The 14,731-nt window shown below is 52.7% G+C and carries 13 protein-coding genes; 6 read left to right on the top strand and 7 right to left on the bottom strand.

Annotated features, from left to right (window positions below; translation table 11 throughout):
* Positions 1-116: 116 nt before the first annotated feature.
* Entirely contained in the window at positions 117-2,978 is a 2,862-nt protein-coding gene (locus Q0499_RS22945; RefSeq protein WP_299205179.1) for a valine--tRNA ligase, read from the bottom strand.
* A 385-nt stretch (positions 2,979-3,363) separates the two neighbouring features.
* On the opposite strand from Q0499_RS22945, the gene Q0499_RS22950 reads away from it, so the two are divergent.
* Entirely contained in the window at positions 3,364-3,705 is a 342-nt protein-coding gene (locus Q0499_RS22950) for a four helix bundle protein (protein ID WP_091361187.1), read from the top strand.
* A 274-nt stretch (positions 3,706-3,979) separates the two neighbouring features.
* On the opposite strand, the gene Q0499_RS22955 is transcribed toward Q0499_RS22950, so the two are convergent.
* Both Q0499_RS22955 and Q0499_RS22960 read right to left on the bottom strand, forming a co-directional pair.
* Positions 3,980-4,414, bottom strand: a complete 435-nt coding sequence (locus Q0499_RS22955) for a DNA polymerase III subunit chi (protein ID WP_299205185.1) — start codon at positions 4,412-4,414, stop codon at positions 3,980-3,982.
* A 139-nt stretch (positions 4,415-4,553) separates the two neighbouring features.
* Positions 4,554-6,053, bottom strand: coding sequence for a leucyl aminopeptidase (locus tag Q0499_RS22960; RefSeq protein WP_299205188.1), 1,500 nt, complete (start codon positions 6,051-6,053; stop codon positions 4,554-4,556).
* 180 nt (positions 6,054-6,233) lie between these two features.
* Here Q0499_RS22960 and lptF point away from each other — a divergent pair, with 180 nt between their 5' ends.
* Together lptF and lptG are read left to right on the top strand one after the other, a co-directional pair.
* Complete coding sequence (lptF, locus tag Q0499_RS22965; RefSeq protein ID WP_299205191.1) at positions 6,234-7,337, top strand: LPS export ABC transporter permease LptF; 1,104 nt, start codon at positions 6,234-6,236, stop codon at positions 7,335-7,337.
* On the top strand, positions 7,327-8,388 hold the full coding sequence (lptG, locus tag Q0499_RS22970) for an LPS export ABC transporter permease LptG (protein WP_299205194.1): 1,062 nt from the start codon (positions 7,327-7,329) through the stop codon (positions 8,386-8,388). The genes lptF and lptG overlap by 11 nt, the downstream gene beginning before the upstream one ends.
* Positions 8,389-8,836: 448 nt before the next feature.
* Here lptG and Q0499_RS22975 read toward each other — a convergent pair whose 3' ends face one another.
* From Q0499_RS22975 to gloA, 3 genes are all read right to left on the bottom strand, one after another.
* Entirely contained in the window at positions 8,837-9,277 is a 441-nt protein-coding gene (locus Q0499_RS22975; protein ID WP_299205197.1) for an RDD family protein, read from the bottom strand.
* A 178-nt stretch (positions 9,278-9,455) separates the two neighbouring features.
* Entirely contained in the window at positions 9,456-10,262 is an 807-nt protein-coding gene (locus Q0499_RS22980; RefSeq protein ID WP_299205200.1) for a tetratricopeptide repeat protein, read from the bottom strand.
* A 261-nt stretch (positions 10,263-10,523) separates the two neighbouring features.
* Entirely contained in the window at positions 10,524-10,904 is a 381-nt protein-coding gene (gene gloA, locus Q0499_RS22985) for a lactoylglutathione lyase (protein WP_299205203.1), read from the bottom strand.
* Positions 10,905-11,030: 126 nt separating this feature from the next.
* Here gloA and Q0499_RS22990 point away from each other — a divergent pair, with 126 nt between their 5' ends.
* Together Q0499_RS22990 and fldB are read left to right on the top strand one after the other, a co-directional pair.
* A complete protein-coding gene (locus Q0499_RS22990; RefSeq protein ID WP_299205207.1) occupies positions 11,031-11,360 on the top strand; it encodes a phasin family protein in 330 nt (109 codons plus the stop codon).
* 32 nt (positions 11,361-11,392) lie between these two features.
* Positions 11,393-11,911, top strand: coding sequence for a flavodoxin FldB (gene fldB, locus Q0499_RS22995; protein WP_299205210.1), 519 nt, complete (start codon positions 11,393-11,395; stop codon positions 11,909-11,911).
* 45 nt (positions 11,912-11,956) lie between these two features.
* Here fldB and nhaD read toward each other — a convergent pair whose 3' ends face one another.
* Positions 11,957-13,345, bottom strand: a complete 1,389-nt coding sequence (nhaD, locus tag Q0499_RS23000; protein WP_299205213.1) for a sodium:proton antiporter NhaD — start codon at positions 13,343-13,345, stop codon at positions 11,957-11,959.
* Between the two features lie 271 nt (positions 13,346-13,616).
* On the opposite strand from nhaD, the gene prfB reads away from it, so the two are divergent.
* Positions 13,617-14,711, top strand: coding sequence for a peptide chain release factor 2 (gene prfB, locus Q0499_RS23005; protein WP_299205216.1), 1,095 nt, complete (start codon positions 13,617-13,619; stop codon positions 14,709-14,711).
* Positions 14,712-14,731 lie beyond the last annotated feature (20 nt).

Here is a 14,731-nt window from a genome sequence, read left to right on the forward strand (position 1 = left end):
GCGAAAAACATCGATCACATCGAGGCACTGCTACCCTGGAATGTGACATTGCAAGATGCTGTTAACTGACCGCTTACCGTCTAGCGAGTCGCGAAGCGACGTTCTAGCCACTGTTGCTAAAGCGCCTCGATCTTCGAGTACTGCTCACTCAATTGAGCAAGAGACGCCTTATATTCCGCCAGCTTCTCGCGCTCTTTAGCAACAACCGCCTCAGGCGCATTAGCGACAAATTTGTCGTTGTTCAGTTTGCCTGCCAGACGTCCGGCTTCTTTCTCCAGCTTATCCATCTCTTTCTTCAGGCGGGCCAGTTCGGCGTCTTTGTCGATCAGGCCGGCCATCGGTACCAGAACCTGCATATCGCCAACCAGCTGTACCGCGGACATCGGCTCTTCATCGCCCGGGTTGAGCCAGGTGACGGAAGCCAGTGAAGCGAGTTTAGCGAGGAACGCTTTGTTGGCTTCGAGACGGGCTTTATCGTCGGCGCTGCCGTTTTTGATGAGGATATCCAGACCTTTGGCGGGTGAGATACCCATCTCACCACGGATATTTCGTACTCCGGTGATGACACCTTTCAGCCAGTTAATATCGGCTTCAGCGGCGGCATCATGGCGGGATTCATTGGCAACCGGGTAGGGTTGCAGCATGATGGTGTCACCTTCGACTCCGGCCAGGCCTTTAATCGACTGCCAGATCTCTTCGGTGATGTACGGCATGATCGGGTGGGTCAGTCGCAGAATCACTTCCAGAGCGCGTACCAGGGTACGGCGGGTGCCGCGCTTGGCGGCTGCGGAGGCGTTTTCGTCCCACAATACCGGTTTGGACAGTTCCAGATACCAGCCACAGTATTCGTTCCAGATGAAGTCATACAGCGCCTGCGAGGCCAGATCGAAACGGTATTCGTCCAGATGCTTAGTCACTTCAGCTTCGACTTTCTGCAGTTCACTGGCGATCCAGCGGTCGGCCAGCGATAGTTCAACTTCGCTCTCAGCGGAGAGCTGGCCGCAGTCTTCGCCTTCGGTGTTCATCTGCACATAACGGGCAGCGTTCCAGATCTTGTTGCAGAAGTTACGGTAACCTTCCAGACGTTTCACATCCCAGTTGATGTCACGGCCGGTGGAGGCCAGCGCCGCCAGAGTGAAGCGCAGGGCGTCGGTACCGTGGGCGGCAATCCCTTCCGGGAACTGCTTTTCGGTACGCGCGGCGATCTTTTCCGCCAGTTGTGGCTGCATCATGTTGCCGGTACGTTTTTCCAGCAACTCAGGCAGGCTGATACCGTCGATCATATCCAGCGGATCGAGCACATTACCCTTGGACTTGGACATCTTGTCGCCGTTTTCATCACGGATCAGGCCGGTGACGTAGACGGTTTTGAACGGTACCTGCGGCTTGTCGTTCTCATCTTTGATCAGATGCATGGTCATCATCATCATCCGCGCAACCCAGAAGAAGATGATATCGAAGCCGGTGACCAGCACATCGGTCGGGTGGAACGTTTGCAGACGCTGAGTGTTTTCCGGCCAGCCCAGGGTGCCGAAGGTCCACAGACCGGAGCTGAACCAGGTATCGAGTACGTCATCGTCCTGACGCAGCTCGGTTTGCAGATCCAGACCATATTTTTCCCGCGCAGCGTCGGCATCTTTGGCGACGTAGACATTGCCTTCGTTGTCGTAGAATGCCGGAATCCGGTGGCCCCACCACAGCTGACGGGAGATACACCAGTCCTGAATGTCGCGCATCCAGGCGAAGAACATGTTTTCGTACTGCTTCGGCACGAACTTGATATCACCGTTCTTAACCGCTTCAACGGCCGGGCCGGAGAGGGTTTTGGCATCGGCAAACCATTGGTCGGTAAGCATCGGCTCGATCACCACGCCGCCACGGTCACCGTAGGGGATGGTCATATCGTTTTCTTCGATCTTCACCAGCAGACCGGCGGCTTCCATGTCGGCAACAATCGCCTTACGGGCGGCGAAGCGCTCCATGCCGCGGTATTTTTCCGGCAGGGTTTTGTCGAGATCGTGGTTTTCGCTGCCATCGGTGTTGAAGGTTTCTGCCTCGTCACGGATATCACCGTTGAGGGTGAGGATGTTGATCATCGGCAGCTTGCAGCGTTTGCCGACTTCATTATCGTTGAAGTCGTGGGCCGGAGTAATCTTCACACAACCGGAGCCTTTTTCCATGTCGGCGTGTTCATCGGCCACAATCGGGATGCGCCGGCCAACCAGCGGCAGGATAACCGCTTTGCCGATCAGATCTTTGTAACGGTCATCTTCGGCGTTCACGGCGACGCCGGTATCACCCAGCAGGGTTTCCGGACGGGTGGTACCGACCACCAGAAAGTCTTCACCGGCAGCGGTTTTTACACCGTCCGCCAGCGGGTAGCGCAGATACCACATCTTGCCTTTGATATCGCGGTTTTCCACTTCCAGATCGGAGATCGCGGTGTGCAGTTTCGGGTCCCAGTTGACCAGACGTTTGCCACGGTAGATCAGGCCTTCGTCATACAGACGGATAAACACTTCCTGCACGGCGTTGTAGAAGCCGGAATCCATGGTGAAACGCTCGCTTGGCCAGTCAACCGAATCGCCCAGGCGGCGCATCTGGTTGGTGATCATGCCACCGGATTCACCTTTCCACTCCCAGATCTTCTCGATAAAGGCATCACGGCCGAGATCATGACGGGTTTTCTGCTCTTCGGCGGCGAGTTTACGCTCAACCACCATCTGGGTGGCGATACCGGCGTGGTCGGTACCGACCTGCCACAGAGTGTTTTTACCCTTCATCCGCTGATAACGGATCAGCGCATCCATAATCGTATGCTGGAAAGCATGACCCATGTGCAGACTGCCGGTGACATTCGGCGGCGGGATCATAATGCTGTAGGCCTCGCCTTCACCGGAGGGGGCAAAGTAACCTTTCTCTTCCCAGATTTTGTACCAGGATTTCTCGATCTCGTGTGGCTGGTAAGTGGTATCCATTAAATAACCGTGCTCTCAACGCTTGAATTAGGGCAGAAAAATAGTCGCATATTATAGCGCCGGGGGGCTTAAGTAGCTAGACGTGCTTCGCACTTGCTAGGGGTTAGGTACTCGCAAAAAACGCGAGAGTGGCTAGAACGGAAACTTCGTTTCCTGCTAGTGGTTAGACGCGACTGCGTCGCTTGCTAGGAAGAGCTAAGATTAAAAGCTTCTGGTGAATTGGCCGGGTGTGGGTTTTATCTTTTTCTAGCAAGCGCAGCGTTCTAGCGTCTAGCAGGAAACGAAGTTTCCGTTCTAGCAACTTATTCCCGAATGGGATTCCCATTGTGAACTGCGTTTTTTTTGAACTAGACTAATTTTCAGAAACGACGAAAAGGATTTTGTTATGAGTTATGAAGACCTGGATGTATGGAAGCGTGCTTGTCGATTGAGTTGTGAGGTGTATACCGTTCTTTCCCGCTGCCGGGATTTTGGTTTCAGGGATCAGATAACCCGCAGTAGTTTGTCGATACCCAGTAATATCGCTGAGGGGTTTGAGCGGGGATCACTAAAGGAGAAACGGCAATTTCTCTACTATGCCAAGGGTTCGCTCGCTGAGCTGAAAACCCAGGTTTATATCGGTCAGCGAATTGGTTACATCCATACGGAGCGAGGCTGTGACTGGAGAAAGGAGCTGGATGAGATTCAGAAAATGCTGGCCACACTGATTAAATCAACGGAGCCCTGAGCGCTGTTGCATTTTCTAGCTGCTGGCAAACTACGTTATGACGCGCAGAAGCTAGACGTGCTTCGCACTTGCTAGTGGTTAGGTACTCGCAAAAAAAACTCGAGAGTGGCTAGAACGGAAACTTCGTTTCCTGCTAGTGGTTAGACGCGACTGCGTCGCTTGCTATGAAAAGCTAAGATCAAAAGCTTCTGATGGTTTGGCTGAGTGTGGGTTTTATCTTTTTCTAGCGACTAGCAAGCGACGAAGGAGCGTCTAACAAGTCACGCAGTGACGTCTAGCGACTGCTCTTACGCATATCATGCATCTTTGGGGTGATGCCGTTGTCTTTATAGAGGGCGTAGTTTTTGCGGGTGGCGGTGAGGATATCCGGTTGCTGGATAACGATCTCCAGAATGCGGTCGAACTTGAGGGTTTCCGCTGAGGCATCCAGGGCCAGATTGATGAAGACATCCCGGTGTTGCGGCAGTTGATCACCCCAGCCGATCTGCACCGGGGCGTCGGGTTTGCTGTTGAGCAGGCCGTGGGGGATGAAGGCGTCGGCGCGATAATCCCACAATAGCTGATCCAGCCGTTCGGCTTCGCTGGCCCCGGCGACGTGGATATAGGCGTTGAGGCCGTGGCCCAGCACCTTGTCCGCCAGTCGACAGAGGAAGGCGGTGCGGCTTTCCGGGTCGGCGTCAGGAAGAACATAGAAATCAGCTTGCGGCATGTGGGTTACTCGCTACCTTAGATCAGGAAAATAAACTGCCAGGGCAAGGCATAAATACTTGGGAAAACGCCGCCTACCGGTTGTAGGTGAGTGTTTTAACAGTATTTATAACACTGCCCTGGCTCGTTAAGATCCTGATTTACTCGTCGTCGGTCAGGTCATCCACCTGTGCAATCAGATGTTGACACAACAGCGGTACGCAGCGTCCGGTTGCGCCTTTCGCTTTGCCGTTGCTGTTCCAGGCGACGCCAGCGATATCCAGGTGTGCCCAGCGGTATTTCTTGGTGAAACGGGACAGGAAGCAGGCGGCAGTGATGGTGCCTGCGGCCGGTCCGCCGATGTTGGCGATATCGGCAAAGTTGCTGTCCAGCAGCTCCTGATATTCGTCCCACAGTGGCAGACGCCATACTTTGTCAGCGGCAAATTCACCGGCGGCCATCAGGTCGTCAGCCAGCAGGTCATCGTTGGATAGCAGACCGGTTGCATGGTTGCCCAGTGCGACGATACAAGCACCGGTCAGAGTGGCAACATCGACGACGGTGGCCGGGTCAAAACGCTCAGCATAGGTCAGGGCATCACACAGCACCAAACGGCCTTCAGCGTCTGTATTGAGGATCTCAACGGTCTGACCAGACATAGTGGTGACAATGTCACCGGGCTTGGAGGCGTTACCGGAAGGCATGTTTTCCGCAGCGGCGATAATGGCGACAACGTTCAGATCCAGACCCAGTTGCGTCAGTGCTTCCATGGTGCCCATGACACTGGCGGCACCGCACATATCAAACTTCATCTCGTCCATCTTCAGACCCGGCTTAAGGCTGATGCCGCCGGTGTCGAAGGTGATCCCTTTACCGACCAGAACGTGGGGCTGCTGGTCTGATTCGCCACCGCTGTATTCCATAACGATCAGCTTAGAGGCTTCGGAGCTGCCTTTACCCACTGACAGCAACGAGTGCATGCCCAGTTGTGCCATCTCGTCTTCGTCGAGGATGGTGGTGGTCAGCTCTTCGCACTCTTCTGCCAGCGCCAGCGCTTTTTCGGCCAGGTAGGAGGGGGTGCAGATATTGCCCGGCAGGTTGCCCAGTTCGCGGGCGGTATCGATACCGTTGGCGATAGCCGAACCGTCGCTGATAGAAAACTCACCCAGCTCAGCATCATCATGGCTCAGCAGAAAGCCGATGCTTTCAAGGCTGATTGGATCGGCTTTTTTGCTTTTGGTCGCATCGTACTGATACAGCTCGGCGCTGGCCCATTCGGTGTTGTGGCGCAGCTGACGATAAAGGTCCTGATCAGCACTTTCCAGTCCATCCAGCGCAATCACGGCGGTCTTGCAGCGGATCGCTTTCAGATTGCTCATGATGCTCTTGATGATTTTTACCTGATTGCGGTCGTTGCGTTCCTCTTTTTTGCCCAGACCGATCAATAGCACGCGGCTGGCGCTGACGCCCGGAACCTTATGTAGTAGCAGGGATTCAGCTGTTTTTCCCTGATGATCACCCAGCACCTCTTGCAGATAACCCGCCGATGCCTGATCGATTAGTTTTGCAGAGGGGGCAAGTTCGCCATCAGGGGCGATGCCGACGATTAAACAGTCAGTTTCAAGGGATTCTACTGAACCGGTAACGATTTCAAATTCCATGCTTTCTCCACACAAGACATCGTGCTTGGTTTATAAGATAATGACGCACCTGCTCAACCTGTATCTGTTGGGCCGGTTTTTAAATTGATACCCGGATTTTATCCTAATGCCGCAGAAACAAAACCCTGTTTTCGGTATCAGAGAGAATTCTTTATCTGCAATTACACAGGATATGGCAGTTTGATTATCTTTCGCTACCTGGCCAAAGAGGTGTTGATCAGCATGGCCGCAGTCACTCTGGTACTGCTGTTGATCATTATGAGTGGCCGTTTTATCAGTTATCTGAGTATTGCAGCCGCCGGTGAAATTCCGATGGAAGCGGTATTCTACTACCTTCTGTTCCGCATGCCCGGTTTTCTTGAGCTGATTTTGCCGCTGGGGCTGTTTCTGGGCATTTTGCTGGCTTACGGTCGTCTGTATCTGGAAAGTGAGATGGTGGTGTTGCAGGCCACGGGTATGAGTCAGCGTCGCCTGACCATGTACACCCTCGGGCCTGCTGTGGTGACCGCGTTGCTGGTCGGGCTGATGAGCCTGTACCTGTCGCCGGTAGGGGCTAATCAGACCGAAATTATGTTGCAGAAACAGCGTAATGTGGGTGAGTTTGATGTGATCACCGAGGGGCGCTTTCAGACCATGCCCCGGGGTAACCGGGTCACCTATATTGAAAACCTCGATAAAACCAGCGGCACCATGAGTGGCGTGTTTATCTCCGAAAAAGTCAAACTGGATGGCCGTGAACAGGCGGTGATGGTGGTGGCTGAAAAAGGTCGCAGCTATACCAATCCGGACACCGGTATACGTTATCTGGTGCTGGATAATGGTTATCGCTATGAGGGTAACCCCGGTGAAGCGGATTATCGCCAGATTGCCTTTGAGGAGTACGGTATTCGTCTGCCGGACCAACAACCGATACAGCAGGTGAATGAGCTCTATTCTCTGCCCAGCCTGAAACTGATCGATGGTAATGCAGCTGAAAAAGCCCAGTTGCACTGGCGTTTGTCACTGCCGATGCTGACGCTGATTGTGGCGTTGCTGGCGGTGCCGCTAAGCCGGACCAATCCACGTCAGGGACGCTATGCCAAGCTGATTCCTTCGATTCTGCTGTATATGGTTTATCTGATGTTGTTGACCAATGTGCGTAAATATATAGAGCGTGACGGTGGTGAGGTGATTCTGCTGTGGCTGGTGCATCTGCTGTTTTTCGGCCTGGCGATGGGGTTGTTAAACGTCGATGGCAGATGGAAAAAACTGCTAAGCCGGCGGAGGGTTGATCATGCTGCTTAAGTTGGACCGCTATGTCGGTAAGCAGGTTTTGCTCAGTATTATGGCGGTGATGCTGATTGTTGTCGGGCTGGACTTTCTGTTTCAGGTGATCGACGAAATGTCTGAACTGAATGAAGGCTATACCCTGCTGATTATGCTGGGGTATTCCGCTCTGAATATGCCTGCTGCGTTCTATGAATACCTGCCGCTGGGCTGTCTGGTGGGCTGTTTGTTGGGCCTGGGTGGACTGGCCAACGGCAGTGAACTGACGGTGATGCGGGCTGCGGGTGTGTCGGTCTGGCGGATGGTGAGGATGGTGTTAAAGCCCATTATCATGCTGGCGGTGATGGCTCTGTTTCTCGGTGAGTATATTGCGCCCTATGCCGGCGCACTGTCTGAGAGTATTCGTGCGCAGCATCTTAATCGGGGCACAATCTCCGCCCGCACCGGTGTCTGGCACCGGGAAAATGGTGAATATGTCCATATTAACGTGGTCACACCGGCAGGTGATATCCAGGGCGTCACCCGCTTTGGACTGGCGCCTGACAGCAGTCTCTTATACAGCAGCTATGGCAAAACCGGCCATTACGTGAACGGTGTCTGGGTGTTGAAAGATGTGGTTGAAACCCGTTTTATCGACAACCGCACACAGACAACCCACTATGATTCCCAGGAGTGGAACATAGAATTGAATCCTCAGCGGCTTAAAGTGTTGCTGGTGAAACCGAAAGAGATGTCGACCAGCGAGTTGTATCAATACAGCCGTTATCTGGCCGAGCAGGAGCTGGATAACGACCGCTATATGCAGAGCTTCTGGCATAAAGCGTTTCAACCTCTGGCGATTATCGGCCTGGTGCTGGTGGCGGTTTCCTTTATTTTTGGCTCATTGCGCAGCGTCTCTTCCGGACAACGCATCATTACCGGCGTGGTGGTGGGGATGGTGTTTAAGATCAGCCAGGATATCCTCGCACCGATGAGCAGCCTCTACAGCATCGACCCGGTGTGGGCCGCACTGGTGCCGATCATGATCTGCATGGCGTTAGGCGGATGGTTGATTAAGCGGGCGGGATAGATCGCAAAAAGCGCGAGAGTGGCTAGACGTCACTGCGTGACTTGCTAGTGGTTAGAACGCTGCGCTTGCTAGAAAAAGATCAAAGCCACTCCGTGCTATTGCTCTTAATCTTTGCTTTTTCTAGCAAGCAACGCAGTTGCGTCTAACTACTAGCAGGAAGCGAAGCTTCCGTTCTGGCAACTATTCTATTTCGGAGTCTTTTCATTCGCGGCTGGAAGTCGCTCCTACAGAGAGAGACCTTGCAAAAAGCACGAGAGAGGCCAGACGTCACTGCGTGACTTGCTAGTGGTTAGAACGCTGCGCTTGCTAGAAAAAGCAGTAAAGATAGCAATAGCACGGAGTGGTTTTTAGCTTTTTCTAGCTCCTGGCAAGCGACGAAGGAGCGTCTAGCGAGTCGCGCAGCGACGTTCTAGCAACTTTATATTTAGCATCGAAAAGCGTTCTTGCTTCAATTTTTGGGAAGTAGAACGATCTGCGTATCTGAGAAACTGTCATGCCAGGTGGCTTTGTTGGCGGAGAATAACATCCAGAAAAAGCCCAGGCCGAAGCAGGCGAGTGAGACGATTGCGGTCATGAAGCGAATCAGTGCCTGGCGCAGGCTGATGTGCTTACCATCCAGCGTCTGCACCCGGAGTTTCCAGGCTTGCATCCCCAGGGTCTGACCCAGGCGCACCCAGAAAAACGCGAAAAACGCGAAGGTCAGCAGAAACAGGGCGGTCTGAAGCAGTGGGCCGCTGACCGCTTCGCCATTATTGAGTCCCACGGCGGCGAAGCCGGTACACATCCAGATGGCGACAACCAGAAAGCCGTCATAGATCATCGCTGCAAAACGGCGCATCAGACTGGGCTGACGCAGTTCACCTTCAAGTTCCGGGAAAGGTATGCTCATCTTGGTTCTTACTGTCTCTTGCTGATGGTCACGACTGGTTGTGCCGGTATGTGCTGACGCGCTAGGGGCACAACCCTATAAACTGCGCAGACTATACCACCAAAATAAGCGCTGTTGTTACCGCCAAAGGTATAAAAAAACCGGACACGAGGGTCCGGTTTTCTGGATGAGTGTGCGCTTACTTGAACGGCGTTACAAACTGGTTCTTGTACTCGGCTGCCAGCGCTTTTGCTTCTGCCAGTTCAGTATCAGAGAGTTTCATCTGAATACGGGACTGAATTGCTGTGGCGGTTCGGTTACCCAGTTCCAGTGCGTTTTGTAACCAGGCATAAGCGATGATGTTGGTCTGCTTGTCACTCTCTTCACCATGGTCATTAGAGTACAGTGCACCGAGGAAGAACATCGCATCCATATGGCCCTGCTCGGCCGCTTTGCGATACCACTCTTCAGCCAGAGCGAAATTCTGCTCTACACCGGTACCGAAGTTATACGCCCGTCCCAGGTTGTGTTGTGCAATAACCAGGCCCTGATCGGCAGCCAGTCTGTACCAATTGATCGCCTTAGTAGCATCACGGCTGACACCATAACCAAACTCATACATTTCACCGAGACGGTTTTGTGCGATTGGATCACCTGCATCAGCTGCAGGCTCAACGGTTTTCAGTTCAACCTTATAACCTTTGTTCTTATAAGCTCGCAGACTGTTGACGCAGTCCAGATTGCCCTGTGCGCTACAACGATTATACAGTTTTAGTGCTTGCTGTTCGTCCACTTCAACGCCCAGACCGAATTCGTACATCTGGCCAATCAGGTTCATGGCATCCAGATTGTTTTCGCCAAGCAGTGGCTTCAGTTCAGTCATGGCAGTGCTGTAGTCTTTAGCTTCAAAGGCTTTCAGACCCTTTGCCAGACTGGCGGCATATGCAGAGGCTGTGTTGAGAGTCAGTAGTAGCCCTGTGATGGCCAGTAGTAGTTTCTTACTCATCGAGTTACGCCCGTATGGTTAAAGATAAAAAATTTGGCGCCCATTATACCGGCCTGCTTTCCGAAGTTGATAGGGACAATACGGATCTTTTTGGCAGGCACTGTTGGCGCAGATCAGTCAAATGCTTAATTAGCAATATCTAATGTTGGCGCATTCTACATTATATGGGTTGAAAAATCATGACTTTGATGCATAAGAGAAGGGGTTGTGTTGCCGGGTCATCTGTGTGCTTGCTCCCCGGCAGACTTCATTACGGTGGGCTTAGTTTCCCAGCAGTTCGATCATATAACCATCAGGATCGCGGGCAAACGCCAGAATAGTTGAGCCATGCATCATTGGGCCGGGTTCTCTGACGACCTGTCCGCCTAATGATTTAATTTTTTCACAGGCAGCGAACACATCTTCCACTTCGATAGCGATGTGGCCATAGGCGTTGCCCATATCATAGCTGTTGGTTTCCCAGTTATGGGTTAGTTCGAGAACGGTATTTTCAGCTTCAGGGCCATAACCGAGGAAGGCGAGGGTGAACTTGCCGTCGGGAAAATCCTTGCGCCGTAACAGTTTCATATTCAGTATCTCAGTATAGAATGAGATTGATTTTTGCAGATCTGTAACCCTGAGCATGGTATGCAATAGTCGCATTTTGAGGTCTCCTGTTTGTGGCCGGACGATGGTTCATCGTAAACTATTCAACTGGCGGATCAAATCAATCTACGTGTAATATTTGGCTTTCTAACCCACAGTTGAGTGGCGAGTAAGGATATTGTTATGTTTCAAGATATGTCTAAAGTACTGAGTCAGTCCATCGGGCCATTTAAAGAGCTGGTGAATATCCAGACTAAAATGCTGGAAGAGCTTACCCGGCAGCAGATGGAGTGCACTAAGGCTTGTATTGACGCCACTGTGGCGCAAACTCGCCAGATGCAGAGTTGCAGCTCTGCCGATGAGCTGATCAAATCGCAGCAGGAATATGCGGCTCAGCTTGAAGAAACACTGAAACACGCCAATGATAGAAATCTCAAAGCACTGAATGACGCCCGGGAATCGGTTGAGCGACTGGCAGGTGATGCCTTTGATGCGTTTGCTCCAAAACGATAATGCTTCTGGTCTGATGAATTAAGTGAGACGCAATGAGTAAGGAAATAGGGCTTTTTTACGGCTCCACAACAGGTAATACGGAAAGCTGTGCAGAGCTGATAGCCTCTCATATTGGCTTTGATCGGGTTGATCTGCATGAGCTGGCCGCCGATGGCCTGGAGCAGTTGGCGGAGTATCGTTATCTGATTCTGGGAATACCCACCTGGGATTATGGCGAGCTTCAGGAAGACTGGTCTGATGTCTGGGCTGAACTGGATGAGATTGATCTCTTCGGTGTTAAATGTGCGCTGTTTGGTCTTGGGGATCAGGTCGGCTATGGCGAATGGTTTCTCGATGCCATGGGTGCGCTGCATGACAAGCTGGTGAGTCGGGGGGCCATTATGTGTGGCTACTGGCCGATCTATGGCTACAACTTTGAGGAATCGAAGGCGCTGAATGCCAGTCAGGATTACTTTGTCGGTCTGGCACTGGATGAGGATTGCCAGAGTGAGTTGACAGCTGACAGAATCACCCAGTGGGCGCCCCAGGTGATGGAGGCGTTTGGCCTCTGAACTGTATTGAAAAAAGTGCTTAAAGTGAAGGCTTAAACTCAGCGATCAGACCCCATTCAGCCACAGATGCGAGGCGATACTCAGCAGATATCCCAGCCCGATCGCCCAGCTCCATTTCAGATGGTTGTAAAAAGTATAAACCCCCTGTGCCTGTCCCATCAGCGCGATACCGGCTGCAGAGCCTATGGATAACAGTGAACCGCCTATTCCGGTGGTCAGCGTCACCAGTAACCACTGATTGGTCGACATCTCCGGCTGCATGGTCAGGACGGCAAACATCACCGGAATGTTATCTATCAGCGCAGATATCACACCGATCAGGGTGTTGGCCAGAGTTGGTCCTAAGCTGCTGTATATCAGATCAGAGAGTAGTCCAAGATAGCCCAGCGTCGCTAACCCGCCAACCGACAGTACCACGCCATAGAAAAACATCAGGGTATCCCAGGAGGAACGCTCTACCACCTGGAAGATATCAAAGCGGCGGATAACATCGGTATGATCGCCTTTCATCTGCCGCATATCGGTCAGATTATCAATATGGTGGTTGTGAATATGGCCGGTGTCGCGGATATTGGTCTCATACCGGCTGAGATAATAACCATAGAGTTTCAGGATACCCAATCCGGTCATCATCCCCAGCACTGAGGGCAGATTAAGAAAACTGTGGCTGGTGACCGCCAGCGCAATGGTGAGCAGGAAGAGCGCGAGGATGGGCATCGCGCCGGGTTTCATTTTACGTTTTTCGTTGCGTCGTTCTGCTGGTGGGCTGGCTTTTTCGATAGCAAATGACATCAGGCAGGCGGGCACTACCCAGCTGATGACAGAGGGGATAAACAGGTTGAAAAAGCCGCTGAATTCGATCACCCCTTTCTGCCATACCATCAGCGTGGTGATATCACCAAACGGACTGAATGCTCCGCCCGCGTTGGCGGCTACCACCACGTTGATACAGCCGACGGTAACGAACTTAATGTTCTGCTGCCCGACGGCCATCACTACTGCACCCATCAGCAGGGCGGTGGACAGGTTATCGGCGATAGGCGAAAGGAAAAATGCCAGCGCACCCGTGGCCCAGTAAATCTGCATCAGCGTCAGTTCGCAGGAGATCAGCCAGGAACGCAGGGCTGCGAATACTTGTCGTTCCTCCAGCGTAGTGATGAAGGACATCGCCGCCAGCAGGAAGAAAAACAGTTCCGCATATTCCAGCAGGTTATGGCGGAACGCCGCTGCGGCTGTTTCGCTATCGCCGTCAAGAGTGAATGCAAGACCGACTAATAGCCAGATCAGGCCAGCGGCAACAATCACCGGTTTGGACTTGCGCAGATGGAAAAACTCCTCTCCCAGCACAAACAGGTAACTGATCAGGAAAATGCACACGCAGGTGATGCCGATAAAGGTATCGGTATGAGAGTGAATACCTCCATCAGCAGCCATCACCGGCGTTGGAAGTAACGAAAAAAACGTGCAGAACAGGATTAGCAGGGGATACATATTTTTATGGATTATCTCGCGGTTCCCTTTGACGGCTCTAATTCTTGCTGATAAGAGGGGGTAAAGTCGAGTTTTTTCAGTCCATTGGATACACAGCTGCCGGGGAATCGGGTAAAATATGCTGCCTTTTTAAACGGTCCCGCTTTGGTGCAGAAAACCGCCCCGGTGCAGATACAGCGCAGCCCGCGCAGATAGAGAGAGTAAAGCGATTACGATGGAAATCAATCCGATCATCAACAGCCTGAAAGATATAACCGAACGTACCGAGGTGCTACGTGGCTATCTGGAATACCCGGAGAAGCAGGAGCGCCTGGAAGAGGTCAATCGGGAGCTGGAAGATTCTGCTGTCTGGAGTGAGCCCGAGCGGGCGCAGGCGCTGGGTAAGGAGCGCGCGATGCTGGAAGGCGTGGTGCAAACCATCGATGATCTGACCGCCGGGGTGACCGATGCCCGTGAGCTACTGGAGATGGCGGTTGACGAGGATGATGAAGATACCGTCGAGGAAGTGCGCAGCGAAGTGACCAAGCTGGAGGAGCTGCTCAACCAGCTGGAGTTCCGTCGCATGTTCTCTGGTGAAGCGGATGCTAACAACGCTTATCTGGATATTCAGGCCGGTTCCGGTGGTACGGAAGCGCAGGACTGGGCGGAGATGATGTTGCGGATGTACCTGCGTTGGGGTGAAGACAAAGGTTTCAAAACCGAACTGCTGGAATGTTCCGCAGGTGATGTTGCCGGTATTAAGTCGGCGACCATCAGTTTTCAGGGCGCCTATGCCTTTGGCTGGCTGCGGACTGAGACCGGGGTTCATCGTTTGGTGCGTAAATCACCGTTTGACTCCGGCGGCCGCCGTCATACCTCGTTCTCTTCGGTGTTTGTCTCCCCGGAGATTGACGACAATGTTGAGATCGATATCAACCCTGCTGATCTGCGGGTAGATGTGTATCGGGCCTCCGGTGCCGGTGGTCAGCACGTCAACCGGACTGAATCGGCAGTGCGTATTACTCACGGGCCGTCGGGTATCGTTGTGCAGAGCCAGAGTCAGCGCTCGCAGCACCAGAACAAAGATACCTGTATGAAACAGCTGCGGGCAAAACTGTACGAGATGGAGATGCTGAAGCGCTCCGAAGCGGCGCAGGAACAGGAAGATAACAAAGCCGATATTGGCTGGGGTAGTCAGATTCGTTCCTACGTGCTGGATGACCAGCGGATTAAAGATCTGCGTACCGGGGTGCAGAGCAGTAACTGCGATAAGGTGCTGGATGGCGATCTGGATCTGTTCATTGAGGCTAGTCTGAAGGCCGGGCTTTAAGTTTTAAACACTGCGAAAGC

Origin of the sequence: uncultured Amphritea sp. (assembly GCF_937127095.1) — a bacterium.
GTDB lineage: Bacteria > Pseudomonadota > Gammaproteobacteria > Pseudomonadales > Balneatricaceae > Amphritea.

Excerpts from the sequence above, each read along its gene's own strand:
- Q0499_RS22945 (WP_299205179.1), bottom strand. The coding sequence starts at position 2,978 with ATGGATACCACTTACCAGCCACACGAGATCGAGAAATCCTGGTACAAA.
- Q0499_RS22950 (WP_091361187.1), top strand. The coding sequence starts at position 3,364 with ATGAGTTATGAAGACCTGGATGTATGGAAGCGTGCTTGTCGATTGAGT.
- Q0499_RS22955 (WP_299205185.1), bottom strand. The coding sequence starts at position 4,414 with ATGCCGCAAGCTGATTTCTATGTTCTTCCTGACGCCGACCCGGAAAGC.
- Q0499_RS22960 (WP_299205188.1), bottom strand. The coding sequence starts at position 6,053 with ATGGAATTTGAAATCGTTACCGGTTCAGTAGAATCCCTTGAAACTGAC.
- lptG (WP_299205194.1), top strand. The coding sequence starts at position 7,327 with ATGCTGCTTAAGTTGGACCGCTATGTCGGTAAGCAGGTTTTGCTCAGT.
- Q0499_RS22975 (WP_299205197.1), bottom strand. The coding sequence starts at position 9,277 with ATGAGCATACCTTTCCCGGAACTTGAAGGTGAACTGCGTCAGCCCAGT.
- Q0499_RS22980 (WP_299205200.1), bottom strand. The coding sequence starts at position 10,262 with ATGAGTAAGAAACTACTACTGGCCATCACAGGGCTACTACTGACTCTC.
- gloA (WP_299205203.1), bottom strand. The coding sequence starts at position 10,904 with ATGCGACTATTGCATACCATGCTCAGGGTTACAGATCTGCAAAAATCA.
- Q0499_RS22990 (WP_299205207.1), top strand. The coding sequence starts at position 11,031 with ATGTTTCAAGATATGTCTAAAGTACTGAGTCAGTCCATCGGGCCATTT.
- fldB (WP_299205210.1), top strand. The coding sequence starts at position 11,393 with ATGAGTAAGGAAATAGGGCTTTTTTACGGCTCCACAACAGGTAATACG.
- nhaD (WP_299205213.1), bottom strand. The coding sequence starts at position 13,345 with ATGGCTGCTGATGGAGGTATTCACTCTCATACCGATACCTTTATCGGC.
- prfB (WP_299205216.1), top strand. The coding sequence starts at position 13,617 with ATGGAAATCAATCCGATCATCAACAGCCTGAAAGATATAACCGAACGT.